The sequence below is a fragment of the Aureimonas ureilytica DSM 18598 = NBRC 106430 genome, assembly GCF_000382705.1.
Taxonomy (GTDB): domain Bacteria; phylum Pseudomonadota; class Alphaproteobacteria; order Rhizobiales; family Rhizobiaceae; genus Aureimonas; species Aureimonas ureilytica.
Window position 1 is genome coordinate 115,135 of sequence record NZ_ARQE01000003.1, and the last position, 24,608, is coordinate 139,742.

Sequence of the window (24,608 nt, forward strand, 5' to 3'; positions counted from 1 at the left end):
GACCACCTCACGCCGGCCAGATGGGTGCGTTTCCAACTCTGCGCAGCGCCGGGGCTGGTCGGCGTCCGCGATCTCTCCATCTAATCGCCGGATCGCGTTTCCGCCGGCCTCCTCCGGACGGCGCACACAGGTTGAAGTCTCGCCCGGTCTCGACGGGCTCGGTCGGAACACGCACACCCCACGATGGCGCTCCTGCATCTCAGCTATGTCAGCACCTTGGCCGAGGACGCTTCGCTCGCCGATCTCGTGCGGGATCTCGAATCCTTCCGCAGTCGCAACCTGTCGCTCGGCATCACCGGCTGCATCGCCTTCGAGGGACGGCGCATCATGCAGGTTCTGGAAGGGCCGACCGAGCGCGTCCAGGCCTTGTACGAGACCATCGCGCGCGACCCGCGCCATCACGACGTCATCCAGATCGAGCGGAAGACGATCAGCCGCGTGAGCTTCGGCCATTGGGGCATGATACGCCGGCCGATCGCCGACGTCCTCTTTCTCAGCCAGCTTTCCTGACCCCTCGCCTCTGGCCAGCCTGCGGGCGAATCTCTAGAGCAGTCCCTCGAACGGCGACGTCCGGCTCCAAGCCCGGCTCGTCGCTCGACGCGTCCTGGGGGGTGGACAGGCCGGTCCGGCTCGCCCTTCGAGATGAGATGGTCCCCTTAGTACGGGCAGCGATGCCCGATCGTCGGAACGCCCGTCCATGACCGATCCGCTTGCCCCGCTTCATGCTCTTGCCGGAACCGGGCGCGCCCATGTTCTGGCCGCCGATATCGGCGGCAGCTTCGTCAAGCTCGCGGGCGCGGGCGCCGACGCCCTGCCGCTCGCCCGCGCCTCGCTGCCGAACCCCGCGCAGTCCTGGCCGGACTTCGTGGAAACGCTGCGCGCCCTCGCCGACGCCGCCGACCCCGAGCGCCGGCTGCCCCTCGCCCTCTCGGTCGCCGGCACGATCGACCCCGACACGGGCGCGTCGCTCGCCGCCAATATTTCCTGCATCACCGGGCGCTCGCTGAAGCGCGAACTCACAGTGGCGCTCGGCCGGCGCGTCGATGCCGCCAACGACGCCGACTGCTTCGCCCTCGCCGAAGCGCTGCGCGGTGCAGGCCAAGGCCATCGCACCGTGTTCGGCGTCATTCTCGGCACCGGCGTCGGCGGCGGGCTGATCTGGAACGGGCGCATTCTGGAGGGCGCGGGCGGCGTGTCCGGCGAATGGGGCCATGGCCCCGTCCTGACCGATCTCGTGGTGGCGGGCCGAACCGTGCCGGCCTTCGCCTGCGGCTGCGGGCAGGTCGGCTGCGTCGATGCCAGCGGCAGCGCGCGCGGCATGGAGCGCATCGACGCCGCGCTTCACCCCGAGCGCCCCGCGCGCGACAGCCGCGCCATCGTGGAGGCCTGGCGCCTCAGCGAAGCGGACGCGCAATCGACTGTCGAGACCTGGCTCGGCCGGCTCGCCGGGCCGCTGGCGCTGGTGCTCAACGCGACGGGCGCGAGCGTCGTGCCGGTCGGCGGCGGCCTGTCCAACGCGCCGGACCTTCTCACGGCCCTCGACGCGCGCCTGCGCGCGAGCATCCTGCGGCGCAGCGACGCGCCGATCGTCCGGCCCGCCGAACTCGGCCCCGAAGCCGGGCTCGTCGGCGCCGCGCTTCTGGGGCTCGGCGCCGGGCAGGACTGACGGACGATCGCGCTTCGGGGAAAACTTGGCTTGCCTCGCCTCACGGTCGCGGCCGTGTCGAACCGTTTGGCCCGTGCCGCGTTGCCTCCTCGACACAAGGAGCCCCGCGCCATGAGCCGCATTCCCGAAGACCGTTTCGACAACCAGCAGGACCAGGCCGACAACCAGGATCGCGACGCCGATCAGGCCGCGCAGCAGTCGCAGCAGGACGAGCTGAACGAAGCGCTCGCGAAAATCCCGCCGCAGGACCAGCCCCAGCAGCGCTGACCGACGCCCGGTCTTGCCTCCGGCGGCGCGGTGTCGCGCCGCCTCCTTTCCGACAGGTCCCCTGCCCGTGCCGCTTCCCGCCTCGTTTCCGACCGGCCTTCAGCCGCCCTCGGCCTTTCCCCTCGCGCTCGAAGCCTTCGGTCCCGCGCCGCTCGTCGTCTGCCACAACGACGCCGACGGCTTGAGCGCCGGCGCGATCCTTCTTCACGCGCTCCGCCGGACCGGCCGCGAGCCCCTCCTGCGCATCGTCGGCAAGGGCGAGAACGCCTATTCCGAGGCGTTCCGCGAGGAGATGGCGAAGACGCGGGCCGACGGCATGGTGATCGCCGATCTCGGCGTCGCGCCCCATGTGCCGCGCCCTGACCTGCCGACGATCCTGATCGACCACCATGTTCCGAGCGGCCTGCCGGACAAGGTCGCGATCATCACCGGCGTTCACGACCACCCGATCCCGACCTCCTCGCTCCTTGCCTATCGCTGCGCCGAAGCGCTCGGGAAAGCCGACGGTCTCCTCTGGCTCGCAGCGATCGGGATCATCGGCGACATGGCCGATGGCGAGGGCTTTCCGGAGATGGAAGCGGCGCGCAAGCTCGGCATCACGGCGCTGCGCAAGGCCGTGTCGCTGGTCAACGCCCCGCGCCGCACGGCAAGCGGAGATGCCACCGCCGCACTGGACCTTCTCCTGAAGGCGGACGGGGCGAAGGCGGTCCTGTCGGGCGAGCACAAGGAAACGCAGGCACTTCTCGACGCCAAGGCCGAGGTGAACCGCGAGCTCGACGCCGCGCGCAAGATCGGCCCGAAAGTCGCGGGCGAGGTCGCGCTCGTCCTCTTCTCCTCGCCGACGCAGATTCATCCCCTTGTCGCCCAGGCCTGGCGCGGGCGGATCAAGGATCGCATCGTGATATCAGCCAATAGCGGCTATCGCGACGGTTATGTCCATTTCGCCGCGCGCACGGCGGCCGATCGCGATCTTCTGGCCTTCCTCGCCGAGCATCGCCCGCCCGGCGCGACCGAGCAATATGGCAACGGCCATCGCCTCGCCTCCGGCGGCGCCCTCACCTTCGACGACTGGAACCACTTCGTCGCCTCGCTCGGCTTCGGGCCGGAGGCGCGGATGTCCCCTCAGAAAGCCAGATGATGCAGACGCGAATTTCCAAGCTCGGCTTTCCCGTCAAGGTCATGGCGCGCGACGATCTGAAGAGCAACGACGCCCGCCGCGCCGCCAGCAATCCGCATCTGAAGGTCTCGCTCACCTATATCGACGCGATCCTCGACCATCTCGTGAAGCACGACATCCTGATGTACCGCATGTCGTCGGACCTCGCGCCCTATGCCACCCACCCTGACATGCCGCAGTTCCACGGCATGGTCGGCGAAAGCCGCAGCGAGTTGGAGGCGATCGGCAGGAAGGCGATGGATCTGGGCATCCGCCTGTCCTTCCACCCCTCGCAGTTCATCGTCCTCAACAGCCCCGATCCGGCCTTGGTGAAGAAGAGCATCGCCGATCTCGTGTCCCAGGCCGAAATGCTGGACATCATGGGTCTGCCACCCGAGGCGGTGCTCGTGATCCATGTCGGCGGCACCTATGGCGACATTCCCGCCTCGCGCCAGCGCTGGGTGGAGACCTGGGCCACGCTGCCCGAGCCCGTGCGGCGGCGGCTGGTGCTGGAACATGACGATCTGCGCTTCTCGGCCGGGGACGTCCTCTGGATTCACGAGCACACGGGCGTTCGGCTGATCTTCGACTACCAGCATTTCTGGTGCCTCAATCCCGAGCGCGCCGATCTCCGCCAGACCGTGGAGCGCATTCTCGCCACCTGGCCCGAAGGGCAGCAGCCCAAGATGCATTTCTCCTGCCCGCGCACCGAACTTCGCGAGCAGGTGCGCGTCGACAAGAAGACCAAGAAGAAGACAACCGTCCATGTCGCGCCGGTGTTCACGGGACACGCCGATTTCGTCAATCCGTTCGAGTTCTCGACGCTGATGCGCACGCTGGACGGGCTCGACTTCGACATCATGCTGGAGGCCAAGGCCAAGGACCTCGCCCTCCTGCGCCTGCGCCCGGACCTCCTGCGCTACGCCCCCGACGTCGCCGCGCGTTTCGGCCTGGAGCCCTCCGAAGCGCCCGAGCTGGAGGCCGAGGAAGACGAAGTGCTGGAAGAGGTCGAGGTCGCGGGCGGCGCCTGAACGCCCGTTCTCACAAGCGGCACGGAGCACCAGGAAGAGCGCCGTCGCTTTCTCGCGGCACGGGCGCGGCTCGGGCGTCGCCCCTTCGAACCGACCCGCCCTTTTGCCTCTCCATCTCAGGAGCGGGCATTCCGTTTCGATGGCGGACGAGACGCGTCAAGGACCATTGCACCGAAAGCCCCCGCTCGTTAGGCGCTCCCTGACGCAACAAGGGGTTATAGCATGGTTCAGCTCAAGATCGGCGCTGCGATCTTCAACAAGCGCGCCAAGGCCTCGACCGCATCCAATATGCCGTCTCTCCCCATCAACAACGCGAGCGACAAATATTCGCCGAGCAATCGCGACGAGATGTTTCCCTACATCATCCTCCCGATCGAGTTCCAGGCGCAGAAGCATATCAACATGTGCGGCGACGCCTGCGTGAACATGCTCTACGCCTACCATGGCAAGACGCCCCCCAATAACCTGAACATCAACTTGCGCGGTGTCTTCGAGGGCATGGACAACAGCGACATCGTCGAGAAATTCGGCACGAACAAGGGCGGCTCGCTGACCCGGTGGCGCCCCTCGTGGCGCAAGGATGGGGAGAACTTCTCGGGTCTGAACCCGATGCGCCTGGCCGCCGGGCTGCACAAGTGCGGGCCGCTGATGTGGTCCGGCGAGTTCGCGCGGTTCCTCGGCAATCGCTGGGGGCATTGGATCATCGTCCACGGCATCGTCGAGGAGACCGTTCTGATCGCCGACCCCTGGCACGGCCAAGAGCGCAAGAAGCCCTTTTCCTGGTTCGCCAAGCACATGAGCAAGGACCCGAAGGAACTTCCGTTCTACATCGCCTGAACCCCCGCCCCCTGACCCCTGACCCCTGACCCCTGACCCCTGGCCCCGGCGAACCCGCCGAGGCCTCGCTCGGCTCCCGCCGTCACTTCCCCTTCAATCGGAACCACTCGAAGCCGTAGGCGTCGAGCCGAAGCGTGCGTTCCTTGTCGTCGATCCGCGCACCCGAACTGAGGAGCGGGCGCACGTCGGACAGGTCGAGCCCGTCCGGCAGCTTCGCCAGCGCCGGTCGGTCGGCCATGTTGTGGACAGTCAGCACCTCGCCGTCCTGCCAGCCGGTGCGCAGGGCCAGGACGGCCGGGTCGCCGACATCCACCACCTCCGGCTTTCCCCAGCCGATCTCCGCGGCCCCGCGGCGCGCCCGCACCAGATTCCGCACCCGGCAGAACAGGGAGTCGATCTCGAGCATCTGCCGCTCGGCATTGATATGCCGGTAGCCGAACGGGCCGTCCGCCACCACCGGGCGCACGCAATCCTTCGGCGCGGCATCCGAAAAGCCGCCGTTCGGCAAGGTTGCGCGCCATTGCATGGGCGTGCGCACGGCATGGCGCTCGGAGAGGCTCAGGTCCTCGCCCATGCCGATCTCGTCGCCGTACCAGACGACCGGCGTGCCCGGCAGCGCCAGCATGACCGAGAAAGCCATGGCGAGCCGACGCTCGTCGCCGCCGAGCATCGGGGCGAGGCGCCGGCGCAGGCCCCGGTCGTAGAGCTGCATGTCCTCCTCCGGCCCGAAGGCGGCGAAGACCTCTTCCCTTTCCCCGTCCTCCAGCCGGCCGAGATCGATCTCGTCGTGATTGCGCAGGAAGGTCGCCCATTGGGCGGTCTGCGGAATATCGGGCAGCGCCTTCACGAAATCCGCGACCGGCCCCGCGTCACCGCGCGCGAAGGCGAGAAACATCTTCTGGTTCAGCGGGAAGTTGAAGATGACGTGGAGCCGGTCGCCGGTGCCGAAATAGTCGGGAGCCTCCTCCATCGGGATGTTGGCCTCGGCGAGGAGGATCGCCTCGGACCGCCGCCAGGACAGGAAGGTCTGGAGCTGCGACAGGTAGCGATGCGGTTCCCAGCCGGAATGGGCCGACGAGAGGTCCTCCAGCATGAAGGGCACGGCGTCCATGCGAAAGCCGGACACGCCGAGCGCCAGCCAGAAGCCCATGATGCGCTCGATCTCCTCGCGCACTTGCGGGTTCGCGATGTTGAGATCGGCCTGATGCTCGTAGAAGCGGTGGAAGTAGTATTCCTTTCGCTGGGTGTCGCGCGTCCAGGTCGTCTTCTGGACGCCCGGAAAGATCACGCCCTTCTCGGCGTCGTCGGGTTTGGTTTTCCGCCAGACATACCAGTCGCGATATTTCGGATCGCCCGCCCGGCTCGCCTGAAACCAGGGATGCTCGATCGAGGAATGGTTGACCACGAGATCGACGAGGATGCGCAGGCCCCGCTCGTGCGCGGCATGGGCGAATTCCACGAAATCGCCGAGCGTCCCGTGGCGCGGATCGACATTGTAATAATCGGCGACGTCGTAGCCATTGTCGCGATTGGGGCTCGGATAGAAGGGCAGCAGCCAGATGCAGGTCGCGCCCAGCGCCTCGATATGGTCGAGCCGGCTCGTCAGGCCCTTGAAGTCGCCGATCCCGTCGCCGTCCGAATCCTGAAACGTCTCGACGTCGACGCAGTAGACCACCGCGTTCTTATACCAGAGATTGAACATCCCGCCTCCCCCACTTCGCCCGGGGAGCTAGGGCGCCCGCCGTCGGAACCCACCTGTCGCGCCGCAGCGAGCCCTGTTGCATTGCACAACGCTCGGTTCAAAGAATCGGATTGACGAACGGGAAGCGATGTTTTTGTATGAGTTATTCGCAGACGAAACGCTGCGAGACGAATGCACGGGCCGGGTGGTCCGATGCGTTTCACCGGTTGGGAGTCCGGTTCGGTTTGGCGGCACCGCCGCTTCTTGGGAGGAAGACGAAATGACGATCAGACGTAGCCTTGCCGCCGCCTTCGCCTTGGCGACGGTCCTGACGAGCCCCGTGTTCGCCAAGGACATGGTGGTGGGCTTCTCGCAGGTCGGCTCGGAATCGGGCTGGCGCGCGGCCGAAACGGCCGTCACCAAGCAGGAAGCCGAAAAGCGCGGCATCGATCTCAAGTTCGCCGACGCGCAGCAGAAGCAGGAAAACCAGATCAAGGCCATCCGCTCCTTCGTGGCGCAGGGTGTGGACGCGATCCTGCTGGCTCCGGTCGTCGCGACGGGCTGGGACGAAGTGCTCGGCGAAGCCAAGGACGCCAAGATCCCGGTCGTGCTTCTCGACCGCAACATCGACACCAAGGACCCCTCGCTCTACCTGACGGCCGTCACGTCCGATCAGGTGCACGAAGGCAAGGTCGCCGGCGACTATCTCGTCAAGCAGGTCGGCTCCAAGCCCTGCAACGTCGTCGAGCTTCAGGGCACGACGGGCTCCTCGCCCGCCATCGCCCGCAAGAAGGGCTTCGAGGAAGCCATCAAGGGCCACGACAACATCAAGCTCGGCCGCTCGCAGACCGGCGACTTCACCCGCACCAAGGGCAAGGAAGTCATGGAGAGCTTCATCAAGGCCGAGAACGGCGGCAAGGACATCTGCGCGGTCTACGCCCACAATGACGACATGGCCGTCGGCGCCATCCAGGCCATCAAGGAAGCCGGCCTGAAGCCGGGCACGGACATCATGGTCGTCTCGATCGACGCCGTGCCGGACATCTTCGCCGCCATGGCGGCGGGCGAGGCCAATGCCACGGTCGAGCTGACGCCCAACATGGCCGGCCCCGCCTTCGACGCTCTGGAAGCCTACAAGAAGGACGGCAAGGAGCCGCCGAAGTGGATCCAGACCGAATCCAAGCTCTACACCCAGGCCGACGATCCGAAGGCCGTGATGGAATCCAAGAAGGGCCTCGGCTACTGAGCCGAACCGCCTGACGCATTCCTTGCATCCGACGCGCGGCGCCCTTTCGGCGCCGCGTTGCTTCCTGCCCGGACTCGGCGGATCGCCTTCATGACCAGACTTCTGATACAGGGCCTCACCAAGAGCTTTGCCGGCATGACGGCGCTCGATGGCGTCGACCTTCACCTGCGCGCGGGCGAGATCCACGCGCTTCTCGGCGAAAACGGCGCCGGCAAATCCACTCTCATCAAGACGCTGACCGGCATCTATCGGCGCGACGGCGGCCGCATCACGCTGGACGGCGCCGAGATCGAGCCCGCCGACAGCGGCGAGGCGCAGCGGCTCGGCATCGGCACGGTCTATCAGGAGGTCAATCTCCTGCCCAACCTGTCGGTCGCCGAGAACCTCTTTCTCGGCCGCCAGCCGACCCGCTTCGGCTTCACCGACGGGCGCGCCATGCGCCGGCGCTCGACCGAGCTGCTTCAGGCCTACGGGCTTTCGGTCAATCCGAACGCCACCTTGAGCAGCCTTTCGGTCGCCGTGCAGCAGCTCGTCGCCATCATCCGCGCGGTGGACCTGTCCGGCAAGGTGCTGATTCTCGACGAGCCGACGGCCAGTCTCGACGCGGCCGAGGTGGAATCGCTCTTCGTCGCCATGCGGCGCTTGCGCGACAAGGGCCTCGCCATTCTCTTCGTCACCCATTTCCTCGATCAGGTCTTCGCCGTCTGCGACCGCGCGACGGTCCTGCGCAACGGCAAGCTCGTGGGCGAAAAGGCCATCGCGGAGACCTCGCGCATGGACATCGTCTCCATGATGCTCGGCCGCGAGCTGGACGAGGCCGTCTCGCACCATGCGGCGGCGCCGCCGGCTGTCGGCGAGCCGCGCGTGTCCTTCCGCAACTACGGCCGCAAGCGCATGGTCGAGCCCTTCGACCTCGATATCCGGCCGGGCGAGGCCGTCGGCGTCGCCGGGCTGCTCGGCTCGGGCCGCACCGAGACCGCCCGCCTCGTCTTCGGCGCCGACAGGGCCGACACGGGCGAAGCGCGGGTGGACGGTCGCGTCACGCGCATCCTCTCGCCGCGCGCCGCCATTCGCTTGGGCTTCGGCTACTGCCCGGAAGAGCGCAAGGTGGAGGGCATCGTCGGCGACCTCTCCGTGCGCGAAAACATCATCCTCGCGCTCCAGGCCCGGCGCGGCTGGGCCAAGCCCCTGTCGATCCGCGAGCAGGCGCGCATCGCCGAGCATTTCGTGAAGGCCTTGGACATCCGCACCACCGACATCGAAAAGCCCATCCGGCTCCTGTCGGGCGGCAACCAGCAGAAGGCGATCCTCGCCCGCTGGCTGGCGACCGAGCCCTCCTTCCTCATCCTCGACGAGCCGACGCGCGGCATCGATGTCGGCGCCCATGCCGAAATCGTGCGCCTCATCGAAGACCTCTGCGCCAAGGGCATGGCCATGCTCGTCATCTCCTCCGAGCTCGAAGAACTCACCGCCTATTCCCGCCGCATCCGCGTGCTTCGAGACCGCCGCCATCTCGGCGATCTCGAGGGCGGCGACATCTCGCCCGCCGCGATCATGCGAACCATCGCCGGCACGCAGAACGAGGCCCGCTCATGACCCGCCTCGTGCGCGCCGCGCCGCAGATCGGCGCCCTCGTCCTCGTGCTCCTGGCCAACTGGCTGGCCTTTCCCTCCTTCTTCGACCTGTCGGTCCAGAACGGGCGCGCCTACGGTCCCCTGATCGACGTGCTCAATCGCGGCGCGCCGGTCATGCTGCTCGCCGTCGGCATGACGCTCGTGATCGCCACCAAGGGCGTCGATCTCTCGGTCGGCGCGGTCATGGCGATCGCCGGGGCGGTGGCGGCGACGCTCACCGTGGAGGGCTATCCGATCGTCGTCCTGCTTCTGGCCGCGCTCGCCGTCGGCCTCCTGTGCGGCCTGTGGAACGGCTTTCTCGTCGCCGTCCTCGACATCCAGCCGATCATCGCGACCCTCATCCTCATGGTGGCCGGGCGCGGCATCGCGCAGCTCATCACGTCCGGAACGATCGTCACCTTCAACGATCCCGTCCTGTTCTTCATCGGCGGCGGCGCCTTCTTCGGCCTGCCCATGCCGGTCGTCATCGCCTTCGCGGTGGCGCTCATCGCCATTCTCCTCGTGCGGCGCACCGCGCTCGGCCTCCTCATCGAGGCAACCGGCATCAACCGCCGCGCCTCGGCGCTGGCCGGCGTCGACGCGCGCGCCGTTCTCTTCTCGGCCTACATGACCTCGGGCCTCTGCGCCTCCGTCGCCGGCGTCATCGCCGCCGCCGACATTCGCGGCGCGGACGCCAACAATGCCGGCCTCTGGCTCGAACTCGACGCCATCCTCGCGGTCGTGATCGGCGGCACCTCGCTCATGGGCGGGCGCTTCTCGATCCTCCTCTCGCTCGTCGGCGCCCTGATCATCCAGGCCATGAACACGGGCATTCTCCTGTCGGGCTTCCCGCCGGAAATGAACCTCATCCTCAAGGCCGCGCTGATCGTCCTGATCCTCGTGATCCAGTCGCCCGCCATGGCGCGCCTGTCCGGCTTCTTCCGCCGCCGGCCGCCGCCCCAGACGCCCGCCAAGGCATCGCCCCCCGTTTCGACCATACGCGAGGTTCCCGGCCGATGAACGCGCGGTTCCTGCCCCTTTTCGTCACCGTCGCGGTGTTCGTCGCCGCCTTCGCCCTCTCGGCCCTGCAGTTCCCGACGATCCTGTCCACCCGCGTCGTCGCCAATCTCCTGACCGACAACGCGTTTCTGGGCATCGTCGCGGTCGGCATGACCTTCGTCATCCTGTCGGGCGGCATCGACCTGTCGGTCGGCTCGGTGATCGCCTTTACCGGCGTCTTCCTCGCCGTCACCATCCAGGCCGGCTGGCACCCCTATGCGATGATGATCGCCATTCTCGTGATCGCCGCGTTCTTCGGCGCGGCCATGGGCGCGATGATCCATTATCTCCAGACCCCGCCCTTCATCGTGACGCTCGCCGGCATGTTCCTGGCGCGCGGCGGCTGCTACCTCCTCACCACCGAATCCATCCCGATCGACCATCCCGCCTTCGACGCGCTCAAGCGCATCTACTGGGTCATTCCCTCCGGCGGGCGCCTGTCCTTCGTCGCCATGGTCATGCTCGCCGTCTTCGCCATCGGCATTCTCATCGCCCACAAGACGCGCTTCGGCACCTATGTCTATGCGCTGGGCGGAGACCGCAACTCGGCCGAACTCATGGGCGTGCCCGTCGCGCGCGTCACGATCGGCATCTACGCCCTGTCCAGCCTGCTCGCCGGCGTCGCAGGCGTCGTCTTCGCCCTCTACACGTCCTCGGGCTATTCGCTCGCCACCGTCGGCGTCGAACTCGACGCCATCGCGGCCGTCGTCATCGGCGGAACGCTGCTCACCGGCGGCGTCGGCTTCGTCGCCGGCACGCTCGTGGGCGTCCTCATCTCGGGCCTCATCCAGACCTATATCGTCTTCGACGGAACCCTCTCCTCCTGGTGGACCAAGATCGCCATCGGCATCCTCCTCTTCGCCTTCATCACCCTCCAACGCCTCCTCACCCAACGCACCAACCTCGCGGCGCGGGCGTGAGGGAGGGATAGGGCGGGGCATAGCAGGGGCGCTGCCCCTGCACCCCGTCAGGGGAAATGATTTCCCCTGAACCCCTCTCCAGTTGAGGAAATGTCCAAAAGCAAAGGGGGCCGGCGGCCCCCTTTGCTTTTGGAGAATCGTCAAATGAAAGGAAGGGTTCGGGAAGTCCTTCCCGAGCGGGGTCCGGGGCGGCAGCCCCGCCTACCGCCCTGCCCTACCCCTCCGCCGAGAAGGCCGCGAAGGCGGCCATGTTGACGATGTCGGTGTCCTTGGCGCCGAGGGGCACGATCTGCACGGGCTTTTCGAGACCGACGAGGACGGGACCGATGACGGTGGTGCCGCCGAGTTCCTGCACCATGCGGGTGGAGATCGAGGCGGAGTGGAAGGCCGGCATGACGAGGACGTTGGCCGGGCCGGTGAGACGACAGAACGGGTAGAGGGCCATGAGTTCGGGATTGAGGGCGACATCGGCGCCCATCTCGCCATCGAACTCGAAATCCACGCTGTTCTGGTTGAGAAGGCCGACGGCCTCGCGCACGCGCTCGGAGCGCTCCGAGGCCGGATGGCCGAAGGTGGAATGGGCGAGGAAGGCGACGCGCGGCGTGTGGCCGAGCTTGCGGGCGAAGCGCGCGGCTTCGGTGGCGATGCGCGCGAGCTGCGCGGCGCTCGGCATGTCGTGAACGGCGGTGTCGGCGACGAAGGTCGTGCGGCCCTTGGCGATGACGATGGAAATGCCGATCACGGCGCGGCCGGGCTTGGGGTCGATGACGTGGCGCACGTCGTCGAGCACGACCGAGTAGTTTCGCGTGAGGCCGGAGACCATCGCGTCCGCATCGCCCAGCGCCACCATGGCGGCGGCGAAATGGTTGCGGTCGGTGTTGATCAGGCGATGGCAGTCGCGCTGGAGATAGCCCTCGCGCTGGAGCCGGGCATAGAGATGCTCGGAATAGGCGTTGGTGCGGTTGGAGAGCTTGGCGTTCTGGATTTCCAGCCCGCTCTTGAGCTCGACGCCGGCAAAGCGCGCGGTTTCCTCGATCCGGTCCTCACGGCCGACGAGGACGGCCTGACCGAGCCCCTGGTTGACGTAGGACGCGGCGGCGCGGATGACCTGCTCCTCCTCGCCTTCCGCGAAGACGACCTTGCGTGGGTTCTGGCGGAGAGACGCGAAGATGTTCTGGAACGTGCCGGCGGTCGGATCGCGGCGCGAGGCGAGCTGGTTGCGATAGGCTTCCCAGTCGGCGATGTCGCGGCGCGCGACGCCGGTTTCCATCGCGGCCTTGGCCACGGCCTCGGGAACGACCGTGATGAGGCGCGGGTCGAAGGGCGCGGGGATGATGTAGTCGCGGCCGAATTTCGGGCGGCCCGAGCCCTTGTAGGCGGAGGCCACGGCGTCGGGCACGTCCTCGCGGGCGAGCGAGGCGAGGGCTTCGGCGGCGGCGATCTTCATCGCGTCGTTGATCTGCGTGGCGCGCACGTCGAGCGCGCCACGGAAGATGTAGGGGAAGCCGAGGACGTTGTTGACCTGGTTCGGGTAGTCCGAGCGGCCGGTGGCGACGATGGCGTCGTCGCGGATCGCATGGGCTTCTTCGGGCGTGATTTCCGGGTCCGGGTTCGCCATGGCAAAGATGATCGGGTTCGGGGCCATGGACTGGACCATTTCGGGCGTCAGCGCCCCCTTGGCGGACACGCCGAAGAAGACGTCGGCCCCGCGCATCGCGTCTTCCAGCGTGCGCGCGTCGGTGGCGGCGGCATGGGCCGACTTCCACTGGTTCATGCCCTCGGTGCGGCCCTGGAAGATGACGCCCTTTGTGTCGCAGAGGATGACATTGTCATGGGCGACGCCCATGGCCTTCACGAGTTCGACGCAGGCGATGCCCGCCGCGCCCGCGCCGTTGCAGACGAGCTTGATGTCCTTCATCTCGCGGCCCGTGAGGTGCAGCGCGTTGATGATGCCGGCGGCGGCGATGATGGCGGTGCCGTGCTGGTCGTCGTGGAAGACGGGAATGTCCATCAACTCGCGCAGGCGCTGCTCGATGATGAAGCATTCGGGGGCCTTGATGTCCTCCAGATTGATGCCGCCGAAGGAGGGGCCGAGATAGCGCACGGCGTCGATGAACTTGTCGGGGTCCTCGGTGTCGAGTTCGAGATCGATCGAATCGACGTCGGCAAAGCGCTTGAAGAGGACGGACTTGCCCTCCATCACCGGCTTGGAGGCGAGCGCGCCGAGATTGCCGAGGCCGAGAATGGCCGTGCCGTTGGAGATGACGGCGACCATGTTGCCACGCGTCGTGTAGTCGAAGGCTTTCGCCGGGTCTTCCGCGATGGCCTTCACCGGCACGGCGACGCCGGGCGAATAGGCGAGCGAAAGGTCGCGCTGGGTCGCCATCGGCTTGGTCGGCGTGATCTCCAGCTTGCCGGGCCGCCCGTCCGCGTGGAAGGCCAGCGCCTCCGCGTCCGTGGTGCGAATGCCGCTGCGTCGCGTCGTCTCGGCCATGTTGTTTCCTTCCCCGCATTCCCAAACCGGGCTGTGCGGGAAACCGCACAACCCGGCTCAATTGGGCGAGCGAAGGCCCTGTCGTCAACCGTGCGCGGCGGGAGTCGTGTGGTGCGGCGCAGCAGTGCGGCGCGCAAGAACGCGCCCCGTGAAGCGTCTGAGACGCTCGATCTCGACGAAGATCACCGGCGTGATGAAGAGCGTCAGCACTTGGCTGACCAGGAGGCCGCCGACGACGGCGATGCCGAGCGGCTGGCGCAGTTCCGACGACGCGCCGGTGCCCATCGCGATCGGCAGGGCGCCGAGCAGCGCGCAGAAGGTCGTCATCATGATCGGCCGGAAGCGGCGCACGCAGGCCTCGCGAATGGCCGCTTCCGGCGTGTGCCCGCCCTCGCGCTCCATTTCGAGCGCGACGTCGATCATCATGATCGCGTTCTTCTTCACGATGCCGATCAGCATGAGAAGGCCGATCACGGCGATGATCGAGAGATCGAGCCCGAACCATTGCAGCGCCGCCAGCGCGCCGAAGGCGGCAGACGGGAGGCCCGAGAGAATGGTGAGCGGGTGGATGAAGCTCTCGTAGAGAATGCCGAGCACGATATAGATCACGAGCACGGCCGCGCCGATCAGGAGGCCGAGATTGCCGGTCGCCTGCTGGAAGACCTGCGCCGTGCCGGCATAGGAGGTCGTGACATTGGTCGGCAGGCCGAGATCGGCCTTGATCGCGTCCACCGCCGCCGTCGCCGTGCCGAGCGACAGGCCGGCCGGCAGGTTGAAGGACAGCGTGACGGCGGTGAGCTGCCCGGTCTGGTTCACCGTCACCGGCCCGGCCTCGCGGGTGAGACGCGCGAAGCTCGAAAGCGGCACCAGCGTTCCGTCCGAGGCGGGCACGCGGATCGAGGCGAGGCGCTCGTCGGTCCAGGGCCGGTCGGGATCGTATTCCAGGATGACGTCGTAGCTGTTGCCGGTCGCCTGGATCTGCGTCGCGGTGAGCGTGCCGAAGCCCGCTTCCAGCGCGGCGCGCAGATTGCCGGAGGAGATGCCGAGCGCATCGGCGCGGTCCTGGCGCACCTTCACCCGCTCCTGCAGGCCGTTGTCCTGCAGATCGGTCGCCACGTCCACGAAATGGGCGGGGTCGGCGCGCATGGCGTCGAGGAGCTTGGCCGACCATTCGCGCGCGGCACTGGCGTCGAGCGACTGAACCACGAGCTGATACTGGCTCTGCGTCGAGCGCCCGCCGAAGCGCAGGCTCTGCACCGGCGTCGCGAAGCTTTTGAGGCCCGGAATGGCGCCGAGACTGCGGCGCAGCGAGGCCAGCGTCTGCTCCAGGGGCGGGCGCTGGTCCTTGGGCTTCAACTGCACGAACATGGAGCCGGAATTGAATGTCGCCCCGCCGGGGCCGCCGCCGAGCGTCGAGGTGACGGCCGACACGGCCGGATCGGCCCGCACGGCTGCCGCCGCCTTGGCCTGGAGCGCGCTCATGGCGGGGTAGGAAATGTCCTGCCGCCCTTGCGTCGAGATCGTCAGCAGCCCGTTGTCCTCCTGCGGAAAGAAGGAGCGCGGCAGGGTCGCGATCATATAGGCCGAGGCGGCGAAGGAGAGCACGAACACGGCCATGATGAAGCCGTTGCGCCTCAGGCACCAATCCACCATCCGGCCGTAGAGATGGGTCGCGCGGTCGAAACCGCGCGAGAAGCCGGCCGCGATGCCGCGCGTCGGCGCGTGGGTGGCGGGCAGGCGCGCGGCGAGCATCGGCGTCAGGGTCAGGGAAACGACGGCCGAGGCGAGGATCGACAGCGTCACCACCATGCCGAACTCGTTGAGGACGCGCCCGACGACGCCGCCCATGAGGAGGATCGGCAGGAACACGGCGACGAGCGACAGCGACATGGAGACGATCGTGCCCGCCACTTCGCCGCTGCCCTTCAGCGCGGCCTCCATCGGCGCCATGCCCTCTTCCCCATGGCGCACGATGTTCTCGAGCATGACGATGGCGTCGTCCACCACGAGGCCGACCGAGAGCGTCAGCGCCAGAAGCGAGAGATTGTCGATCGAGAAGCCGAGAAGATACATGGCGCCGAAGGTCGCGACCAGCGACAACGGCACGGCGAGCGCGGGCACCATCGTCGCCGAAACGCGGCCGAGAAACAGGTAGATCACGAGGATCACGAGGCCGATCGTCAGCGCCAGGGTTTCCTCCACGTCGGCGATAGCGGCGCTGATGGCGGTGGAGGCGTCGTTGACGACGGCGATGTGGACGGAGGCCGGCAGCGAGGCTTCGAGTTCGGGAAGCTTGCGCTTGATGGCGTCCACCACCTCCACCGTGTTGGCGCCCGGCTGGCGCTGCACGGCGAGCACGATCGAGGGTTTGCCGTCGAGCCAGCTTCCCTGGTTGACGTTGGACACGCTGTCCACGACGTCGGCCACGTCCTGCAGGCGCACGGGAACGCCGTTCGGCCGCGCGATCACCAGCGTCTTGAACTCCTCGGCATTGGTGCGCTGGGTCGGGCTGTCCAGCGTCAGCGCCTGCCCGCCGGTCTGCACCGTGCCGACCGGGGTCTGGCTGTTGGCGGCCGAAAGGGCGCTCGCGACCTGCGCCATTCCCAGCGCGCGCGAGGCGAGCTTGTCGGGATCGACCTGCACGCGCACGGCATAGGTCTTGCCGCCATAGACCTGCGCCTGCGCCACGCCCTGAATGGTGGAGAGCGCAGGCGAGATGATGTTCTCGGCGAGATCGTCGACCTGCGTCAGCGGCGTGCCGTCCGACACGAGGTCGAGAAGAAGAACCGGCGCGTCGGCCGGGTTGGCCTTCCGGTAGCTCGGCGGCGAGGCCATGTTATCAGGCAATTGCCGGGCGGTGCGGGCGATCGCGGCCTGGATGTCGGCCGCCGCCGCGTCGATGTTGCGCGACAGGACGAACTGGACGGTGATCTGCGTGTTGCCGAGCGAGGAGCGCGCGGTGATCGTGTCGACGCCGTCGATCGTCTGGAACTGCTTGATGAGGGGCGTCGCCACCGCGCTCGCCATTGTGTCGGGCGACGCGCCGGCGAGCTGCGCCGAAACGCTGATCGTCGGATAGTCGGCCTGCGGCAGGGCCGCGACCGGCAGGAGACGATAGGCGGCAAGGCCCGCGATCAGAACCGCGAGCGACAGAAGAAGCGTGGCGACCGGACGGCGGATGAAGAGCGTGGAAAAGCTCACCGGGCGCCCTCCCCTTTCGCGGCGGCCGTCTCGGCGGCGCCCGTGGCATCCGAAGCGCTCGGCGTCGCGGCCTCGGCCACGTGGCCCTTGCCCGCCTTGGAGCCCGCGCCTTTGCCCGCGCCCTTGCCGCCTCCCTCGCCCGAGCCCTTGCTCGAGGTCTGGTCGGCGGTCGGTGCCCCGTCGGCGGGCTTGACCGGGCTGCCCTCGGCGAGCGCGCCCTGCCCTTCCGTCACCACGCGCTCCCCGACTTTCAGACCGCCCTTCAGGCCCGTTTCGTCGCCGACGCGCAAGGCGACGTCCACCTTGCGGATCGTCACCGTGCCGTCGTCCTTCACGACATAGACGACGCTGCCGTCGGTGCGGGGCTGGACCGCGACGGTCGGCACCAGCACGAGACCCGTCATCTCGCCCGCCTTCACCACGGCGGAGATCGACTGGCCGGCGACGAGCGTGCCCTTGGGATTGTCGATCACGGCGCGCAGCGCGATGGAGCCCGACGTCGAGGCCACCGCGTTGTCGATAAAGGCGACCTTGCCTTCCATCACGTCGTGCCAGGCGCCCGCCGGCCGCAGCGTCACCGACAGCGTGCCCTCGCTCAAGGATTTCTGGAGGAGCGAGAGATCCTCCTGCGGCAGGGTGAAGGCGGCATAGACAGGCGAGCTTTGCGTCAGCGTCACCATGGGCGTGCCGGGCGTCACCAGCGCGCCGGTGGACACCTGGAACGCGCCGAGCCGCCCGTCGAAGGGCGCGGTGATCTCGAGCTTGTCGAGCGCCACGCGGTCGGCCGCGAGCGCGGCGCGATCGACGTTCAGCACCGCCTGTGCGCTCGCCACGGCGCTTTGCGCGTCTTCGCCCTGCTGGGTCGTGTAGGCGCCGGACTTCACCAGCGACTGCGCGCGCTGGAGATTGCGATTGGCCTGATCGAGCGTCACCTGATCGCGCGCGATCGCGGCCTCGTCCCGGCCGATCTGCGCCTGCGCGGTGCGATCGTCGAGCGAAACGAGACGATCGCCCCGCTTCACCTGCGCGCCGTCGGGAACGGCGATCGCGGCAACCGTGCCGGTTGTCTCGCTGGTCATCACCGTGGAGGCGACGGGCACGATCGTGCCGATCGTCTGACGCAGGATCGGCAGCGAGCCGGTCTCGGCCGTGGCGACTTCGACGGCCACCGGCGCGCCGTTGCCGCGCCCACGGCGCGAACCGCCCGCGCCCTGCGACTTGCCGGCGCCCGCCCCTTGCGCGCTAGAGTCCGACGAGCCCACCCCCTGCAAGAGCGAGGCGATGGCGGGCGGGGCATAGGGGGCGAGGCGATCGCGCTCCACATAGGACACCGCGCCCGCCACCAGGGCGAGAAGAACCAACCAGCGCAACATCGAACTCGAAGCCCCTGCAACGACCTTCACGCCTCCGTGAAAGGGCCGTGATCTCCATTGGAAGCCAGACAGACCGTTTCGCAAGTGAATTTTCCGCAATGCGAAAGGGTGTCGAAAGCGCGGGGTGCGAAGGGCCGAAACGGAGCGCAGACACGTCTATCCGGCGAAGACCGGGCGTCCGCTCCCGTTGCGTGAAGGGGCCGTGCCGGCCTCTTTCAGCGATCGCCACGGTGGCTGCGTGCGTAGTCATCTACAAGCAAATGCCGCGCGTCTCGGGGCCGCCTTCAGCTTTTCGAAAGCGATCGCAGCGTAATACAAGTCTTGTTGGTCTTCAGAGCGAGCCTTCTGCCGTGTTCGACGCCGCCTTCGCGCGGTCGTTTCGACACTCGAACAGGCAAGAAGGCCAAACCGGGGCCTGCAAACTAGGCAGCCTGTGCTTTCTCTTTACGCCGAGACGCCCCGGGTCCATCCGGGGCCGCAATAGATGGACCTCCCGATGCGCCTGACGCTGAAGACCAAAATCGCGGCTTCCTTTGCGGCGGTTCTCTGCCTGTCCGCCGCAAGCGGCGCGTTCGGCTACAAGAGCACCGCGGACACCAACGCGCGTCTCACGAGCTTCGTGAACGAGCCGTTCGAGCAGACCAAGATCGTGGGCGAAACCCGCACGCGGATCGAGGAAATCCGGCGCATCATCTGGATGGCCTATGCCGCCGACCGGAGCCTTCGCCCGGCCCTGACGACGCAATATGACGAAGCCTGGTCCACGATCGACGCGGGGCTCGGCCGTCTGTCCGCCATCGGCTCCCAGGCCGGCGCGAGCGAACTCGGCAAGCTGCGCGAGTTCGCGGCCGCGTTCCGCGCCGTCAGCGACAAGGCCATGCGGCTCGCCAAAGAGGCCGATCTCGGATCAGCCGAGGCGAGCGTCATCAGCCAGACCCGCGAGGCAGGCACCTACCTCAACACCGAGTTGAAGCCGGCGGCCTTCGCGCTGGCGGACAATCTTCATCTCATCGATCAAGCCATCGAGCGGGTCGTGAGTGACAGTATCGCGACCGCCGATCAAGAATACGAGAAGACCAAACTCAAGCTTCTCGCCGTCCTTCTCGGCGGCCTTGGCATCGGCGCGGCGGCGGCGGTCTGGTTGTCGCTTTCGATCTCGCGCCGGCTCGACCGCGCGGTCGGCCTTGCCGAGGCGATCGGAGCGGGCGACATCTCGCGCCGGGAGCGCGCCCGCGGCACGGACGAGATCGCCGAGCTTCTTCGCGCGATGAACGCGATGAGCATGCAGCTGTCGGCGATCGTGTCGGACGTTCTCCTGTCGGCCGCCCATGTGGCGACGGGGTCGCGCCAGTCGGCCGCAACGGCCGAGCAGCTTTCCTCGGGCTCCACCGAACAGGCCGCCGCCTCCGAGCAGACCTCGGCGGCGGTCGAGGAAATGTCGGCCAATGTGCGCCAGAACGCCGACAACGCCGCGCAGGCTCAGAAGATCGCGGCGCAGTCGGCCGATGGCGCCGAGCGCAGCCGCGACGCGATCGTGAACTCGGTGGATGCGATGCGCGAGATCAGCGAGAAGGTCCGCGTCGTCCAGGACATCGCCCGCCAGACCGATCTCCTGGCCCTCAACGCCGCCATCGAGGCGGCGCGCGCCGGCCAGCACGGCAAGGGTTTCGCGGTCGTCGCCTCGGAAGTGCGCAAGCTCGCCGAGCGCTCGCAGGCCGCGGCGAGCGAGATCGGCACGCTGTCGGAGCGCACCCTCGCGACCTCGCAGGAGGCAGGCATCCTGTTCGAGAACCTCTTGCCCGACATCCGGCGCACGTCGGAGATCGTGGGCGAGATTTCGGCCGCCTGCCGCGAGCAGTCGATCGGCATCGCGCAGATCAACCAGGCCGTGGTTCAGCTCGATCAGGTGACGCAGGCCAATGCGGGCGCGGCGCTCGAAATGACCTCGACCGCCGAAGCCCTGGCGGGTCAGGCCGTCGCGCTCAACGACCGCGCCGCCTTCTTCACGCTCGGCGAGGAGACGCGCGACGCGCCGGTCGAAGACCTCACCTCGCGAGACACGAAGCATCCGGCGCGGGCGGAGCCCGGCATGCCTGTCGAGAGCGTCAGTGGAACGGCGCGAGCCGCAGCCTGAGGCGACGGAACGCTTCATCATGGGGGTCGTGGGGGCATCGCCCTCCCGCCCCCTTTCCGCTCCGGCAGGCGCGATCGGCCAGGTCGGCCCGGCGCAAGGAACGCGCTGTTATCTGTTCCCGCCGGAACAAGGTCGGCGAGACCGCTTCGTCGGTCCGGCGCCCTGTGCCGAACCCGCCTTTTCCGGGCCGTCCGGGGCGCGTAAGATCAGGGCGCGGCGAATCCCGCCCCTCCTCGCCGCCGAGCGAGACCAGCGCCTCGCGCTAGGGCATTGTGCCCGTTTTCAGTCAGATTAAGTGCTCTACGGGCACGATGTTGCAGCTGCGCCGCATAGGCAGTAATTTTCCCATTATAAAATCGTCATCCTGAGCATCCCCACTTAGAGATTCGTTGCATTTCTGCATCGACTCATCCCTTAGGCGTCTTCGCAACCGCAAAAACAGGACATTTCCAGTGTCTTTCTTCGATTTGATTCGATAAGGATCGGCTGTGGATAAAGGCTGATAACGAACCTATCCGAAGACTGTCTGCTGGAGATAAGAACATGAACATCAAGAGCCTTCTTCTTGGCTCCGCTGCGGCCCTCGTGGCAGTGACCGGCGCTCGCGCGGCTGACGCTGTCGTGGTTGCCGAGCCCGAGCCCGTCGACTACGTCCGCGTCTGCGACGTCTACGGCAAGGGCTTCTACTACATCCCGGGCACCGAGACGTGCCTCAGCATCGGCGGTTATGTCCGCTTCCAGTACAACGTCGCCGGCGACCCGGCTCGTAACCTGGAAGGCGACGACTATCAGGCCGGTTCTTCGGTCCGCGCCCGTCTGAACTTCGACGCCCGCGAAGAAACCGAGCTCGGCACGCTGCGCGCTTTCGCGCGCGTCCAGGCCACCAACAACACGGTCGCGCAGCAGGATTCGTCGCTCGGCGCCAGCTACGTGATGGACCAGGCCTATATCCAGCTCGGCGGCCTGCTCATGGGCTACCGTGACACGCTCTGGACCTCCGGCATCGGCGGCCTGGAAGACGGCCTGCTCACCGACACGGACCTCGTCGTCGGCGACTTCGGCACCAACCAGATCAGCTACACGTTCGCCGCGAACGGCTTCTCGGCCACGATCGGCCTCGAAGACGACCGCACCGGCGACGTCGTTCCCGACGTCCATGCCAAGCTCGTCTACTCGGGCGCCTGGGGCGGTGCTTACCTGTCGGCCGTCTATGACGAGACCTACAACCGCGAAAACCTGCCCAGCGTTGTCACGATCAACGGCGTGACCGTCGCGATCAACGGCGCGTTCCCGACGCTCCTCCAGGACGGCAACAACGACGCCTTCGCTCTGAAGGGCGGCGTGCTCCTGAAGAACCTGATCGCGGCTGACTCGCAGCTGAAGATCGAAGGTCACTACGCCTTCGACCCCACCAGCTACGCCGGCATCACGGGCATCAACACGCTCTCGACGCTCGCCACGAACCGCCTGACCAACGCTGGCGTTCCGATCCTCCTCGAGTGGGCCGCTGGTGCGGGCTACGCGCAGAAGTTCGGCAAGCTCGGCCTCGCGGTTTCGGGTCAGTACGGCGAGACCTTCGACGTCGCGATCTTCAACCCGCGCACCGGCCGCACCACGGTCGACCAGGGCGAGTACTGGGCTGCCGTCGCCAACGTCGGCTACCAGATCACCAACAACTTCGCGACGCTCGGCGAAGTCTCCTACAAGAACGTCGACTTCGGCGGTCCTGCTGGCGACGTCGACCAGGTTTCGGGCTTCCTGCGCTTCCAGCGCAACTTCTAATCCAAGCACCCCCTGCGGGCTTCGGCCCGCAGGCTCTTCTGCCGGGTTTCCGGCATCGTAATCTTGCCTCCAGCAAGTCGGAACGAAACCAGGGACGTTTCGTCCACACCCTGGTTGAAGATTGGGCCGCTCCCTCAAGGAGCGGCCTTTTTCATGCGCGGACGGTCAGCGCAGGGGCGCGCCCTGGGCGCCGCCCCTTTCGTGCGTCAAAGCCTGTGCGGCTCGAACAGCGTCGAGGGCTGCACGAACTCCTCCTGCGCCTCGACCAGCAGCAATTCGCGCGAGCCCGCCTCGAAGGTCCGCCGCAGCAGGCCGTAGATCGACGAGCCGGCGGCCTGGAGAGCGGCCGCCGCCGAGCCCGTCCGCTTCCAGTGGAGGAAGAAGAGCGCGGCGATCGCATCCCCCGCCCCGTTCAGCGACACGTCGAGACGCGGCGTGCGCAGGAGAAAGCGCCCGTCCGGCCCGGAGGCCATCAGATCGATCGCGTCGTCCGGCGTTTCGTCGGTCAGAAGCGAGGTGACGAGAACCACTTTCGGCCCCATCGCATGCAGGCGCTCGCAGGCCGCCAGCGCATCCGCGCGCGTGGCGATGGCGTGGCCCGTCAGGAGTTCCAGCTCGAACTGGTTGGGCGTCACGAGATCGGCCGCCAGCACGGCCGCATCCCGCATGAAATCGGGAATGCCGGGGCGCACGAACAGCCCGCGCCCGATATCGCCCATGACCGGATCGCAGCAATAATCCGCGCCCGGATTGGCCGCGCGCACACGCTCCACGGCCTGGAGAATGGCCTCGCCGATCCCGGCCGACCCCAGATAGCCGGACAGGACACCGTCGCAGGCGCCGAGGCGGCCGCGCTCCGCGATGCCTTCGATCAGCTCGCCGATCACGGCCGCGTCGAACACCTCGCCGCGCCATGCCCCATAGCCCGTGTGGTTGGAGAATTGCACGGTGTGGATCGGCCAGACCTCGACCCCGAGCCGCTGAAGCGGAAACACGGCGGACGAATTGCCCACATGCCCATAGGCGACATGGGACTGGATCGACAGGATGTTCATGCGGCGGCCCCGAGCAAGACGAGAGACCTGCTTCCGCTATCGCGCCACTTAGCGTCCGGCCAATGGATTTTGCTGATCGAAGGCAGCAATTTCCGTGATTCGTCGCTTGCGAACGGCGCTCATCAAGCGCAGCACCCGGCCTTCGCCACGCCGCGCCGTCCCTTAGCCTCGCGCGGCATCGCCTTCGCGAAGGGTCCTCACCACCGCCCGGAGATTGGAGCGGTGGAACGCGTCATAGAAGGCGCGCATCTCCGGCGGGAAGCCCGGCGGTTCCGCCGTGACGTCGAAGAGCCCGAGGCCGGCCGGGAGCGGGAGATCGTCGCTCGCATGCGCGCCCCAGTCGACGGCCTTCGCTCGGCGCGTCAGCTCGGAGAAATAGGCGAGATTCTCCGCGACGGTGGCGGGCGAACTCGTCTGTCCATGCGCGAGGACGACATGCTCGGCCCCCAATCCCTGGATCAGCGAGAGGGAGGCGAGAAGCGCGCGCAAGTGCTTCGGGTCGTCGCTCCAGACCTCCGGGATCGGGTCTTCCACGGCGTCGACGGCAAGGCAGGTCTTCAGTTCGGGAATCCAGACGGCCACGTGATCCGGCGTGTGGCCGGGCGTGTGGAGAAGTTCGAGCGTCAGGTCGCCCCCGTCCAGACGCATGGAGCCGGAGAAGGTCACGCTCGGCGCCAGCAATTCGACGGATCGATAGCGCTCCTCCTCCTCCGCCTTCTCTCGGAGGACCGCCCGCACCGAGGGGTCGCGATAGCGCTGGAGCGCCGTTTCGTGCGCGATGATGACCGCCCGGTCGCCGACCGCCGCGTTCCCCCAGAAATGGTCCCAGTCCATATGGGAGTTCACGACGACGAGCGGCCGATCGCGCACCGGCCCTTCCAGAAGCGCCAGAGCCTGCCGGCACGCGTCCGGCGTATCGAGCGTATCGACGAGGACGTTGAAGCGCGCCGTCCGAACGAAGACCGCATCCACGGTCTCGCCAAGGCGGACGATGCTGACGCGCGGGTCGAGGCCCGGATAGGTGGTGATCTCGACGTCGCTCATGAAACCCTCCGCCTGCCCCTTGAGGGTGCCTGACGCCGGGGAGCGGCCT

General features: G+C 67.5%; 18 protein-coding genes. 12 read left to right on the forward strand and 6 right to left on the reverse strand.

What is annotated here, in order from left to right:
• The first annotated feature begins 183 nt into the window (after window positions 1-183).
• The 6 genes from B146_RS25390 (at window position 184) to B146_RS0107860 (ending at window position 4,957) form a co-directional block, all read left to right on the forward strand.
• Complete coding sequence (locus B146_RS25390) at window positions 184-510, forward strand: BLUF domain-containing protein (protein ID WP_019995874.1); 327 nt, start codon at window positions 184-186, stop codon at window positions 508-510.
• Between the two features lie 187 nt (window positions 511-697).
• Window positions 698-1,666, forward strand: coding sequence for an ROK family protein (locus tag B146_RS0107840; RefSeq protein WP_019995875.1), 969 nt, complete (start codon window positions 698-700; stop codon window positions 1,664-1,666).
• 111 nt (window positions 1,667-1,777) lie between these two features.
• Entirely contained in the window at window positions 1,778-1,933 is a 156-nt protein-coding gene (locus tag B146_RS28945; RefSeq protein WP_019995876.1) for a hypothetical protein, read from the forward strand.
• A gap of 67 nt (window positions 1,934-2,000) precedes the next feature.
• Window positions 2,001-3,071, forward strand: coding sequence for a single-stranded-DNA-specific exonuclease RecJ (locus B146_RS0107850; RefSeq protein ID WP_019995877.1), 1,071 nt, complete (start codon window positions 2,001-2,003; stop codon window positions 3,069-3,071).
• A complete protein-coding gene (gene uvsE, locus B146_RS0107855; RefSeq protein ID WP_244498188.1) occupies window positions 3,068-4,120 on the forward strand; it encodes a UV DNA damage repair endonuclease UvsE in 1,053 nt (350 codons plus the stop codon). Before B146_RS0107850 ends, uvsE begins: the two co-directional genes overlap by 4 nt.
• A 222-nt stretch (window positions 4,121-4,342) precedes the next feature.
• Window positions 4,343-4,957, forward strand: a complete 615-nt coding sequence (locus B146_RS0107860) for a papain-like cysteine protease family protein (protein WP_019995879.1) — start codon at window positions 4,343-4,345, stop codon at window positions 4,955-4,957.
• Window positions 4,958-5,039: 82 nt separating this feature from the next.
• Here the strand turns inward: B146_RS0107860 and B146_RS0107865 are convergent, their stop codons facing one another.
• Entirely contained in the window at window positions 5,040-6,659 is a 1,620-nt protein-coding gene (locus tag B146_RS0107865) for an alpha-amylase family protein (protein ID WP_019995880.1), read from the reverse strand.
• 259 nt (window positions 6,660-6,918) lie between these two features.
• On the opposite strand from B146_RS0107865, the gene ytfQ reads away from it, so the two are divergent.
• The 4 genes from ytfQ (at window position 6,919) to yjfF (ending at window position 11,476) form a co-directional block, all read left to right on the forward strand.
• A complete protein-coding gene (gene ytfQ / locus B146_RS0107870; RefSeq protein WP_019995881.1) occupies window positions 6,919-7,884 on the forward strand; it encodes a galactofuranose ABC transporter, galactofuranose-binding protein YtfQ in 966 nt (321 codons plus the stop codon).
• Between the two features lie 90 nt (window positions 7,885-7,974).
• The gene (locus tag B146_RS0107875; protein WP_040408366.1) at window positions 7,975-9,480 is read left to right on the forward strand and encodes a sugar ABC transporter ATP-binding protein; all 1,506 of its coding nucleotides are present in this window, start codon (window positions 7,975-7,977) and stop codon (window positions 9,478-9,480) included.
• Window positions 9,477-10,517: an ABC transporter permease gene (locus tag B146_RS25395; protein ID WP_019995883.1), complete on the forward strand. Its 1,041-nt coding sequence runs from the start codon at window positions 9,477-9,479 to the stop codon at window positions 10,515-10,517. Before B146_RS0107875 ends, B146_RS25395 begins: the two co-directional genes overlap by 4 nt.
• Window positions 10,514-11,476: a galactofuranose ABC transporter, permease protein YjfF gene (gene yjfF / locus B146_RS0107885; RefSeq protein ID WP_019995884.1), complete on the forward strand. Its 963-nt coding sequence runs from the start codon at window positions 10,514-10,516 to the stop codon at window positions 11,474-11,476. The genes B146_RS25395 and yjfF overlap by 4 nt, the downstream gene beginning before the upstream one ends.
• Before the next feature lie 214 nt (window positions 11,477-11,690).
• On the opposite strand, the gene B146_RS0107890 is transcribed toward yjfF, so the two are convergent.
• The 3 genes from B146_RS0107890 to B146_RS25400 all read right to left on the reverse strand — a co-directional run bounded on the left by B146_RS0107890 (window position 11,691) and on the right by B146_RS25400 (window position 18,544).
• Window positions 11,691-13,970, reverse strand: a complete 2,280-nt coding sequence (locus B146_RS0107890; RefSeq protein ID WP_019995885.1) for an NADP-dependent malic enzyme — start codon at window positions 13,968-13,970, stop codon at window positions 11,691-11,693.
• A gap of 84 nt (window positions 13,971-14,054) precedes the next feature.
• The gene (locus tag B146_RS0107895) at window positions 14,055-17,171 is read right to left on the reverse strand and encodes an efflux RND transporter permease subunit (RefSeq protein ID WP_019995886.1); all 3,117 of its coding nucleotides are present in this window, start codon (window positions 17,169-17,171) and stop codon (window positions 14,055-14,057) included.
• On the reverse strand, window positions 17,168-18,544 hold the full coding sequence (locus tag B146_RS25400) for an efflux RND transporter periplasmic adaptor subunit (RefSeq protein ID WP_019995887.1): 1,377 nt from the start codon (window positions 18,542-18,544) through the stop codon (window positions 17,168-17,170). Before B146_RS25400 ends, B146_RS0107895 begins: the two co-directional genes overlap by 4 nt.
• Before the next feature lie 496 nt (window positions 18,545-19,040).
• Between B146_RS25400 and B146_RS25405 the strand changes: the two genes are divergently transcribed.
• Complete coding sequence (locus tag B146_RS25405) at window positions 19,041-20,678, forward strand: methyl-accepting chemotaxis protein (RefSeq protein WP_244498186.1); 1,638 nt, start codon at window positions 19,041-19,043, stop codon at window positions 20,676-20,678.
• 543 nt (window positions 20,679-21,221) lie between these two features.
• Window positions 21,222-22,460 (forward strand): porin, encoded by a 1,239-nt coding sequence (locus tag B146_RS0107910; protein ID WP_019995889.1) that lies wholly within the window; start codon window positions 21,222-21,224, stop codon window positions 22,458-22,460.
• 206 nt (window positions 22,461-22,666) lie between these two features.
• On the opposite strand, the gene pdxY is transcribed toward B146_RS0107910, so the two are convergent.
• Window positions 22,667-23,515 (reverse strand): pyridoxal kinase PdxY, encoded by an 849-nt coding sequence (gene pdxY / locus B146_RS0107915; protein ID WP_019995890.1) that lies wholly within the window; start codon window positions 23,513-23,515, stop codon window positions 22,667-22,669.
• Between the two features lie 162 nt (window positions 23,516-23,677).
• Window positions 23,678-24,559, reverse strand: coding sequence for an MBL fold metallo-hydrolase (locus B146_RS0107920; protein WP_019995891.1), 882 nt, complete (start codon window positions 24,557-24,559; stop codon window positions 23,678-23,680).
• Window positions 24,560-24,608: the final 49 nt, after the last annotated feature.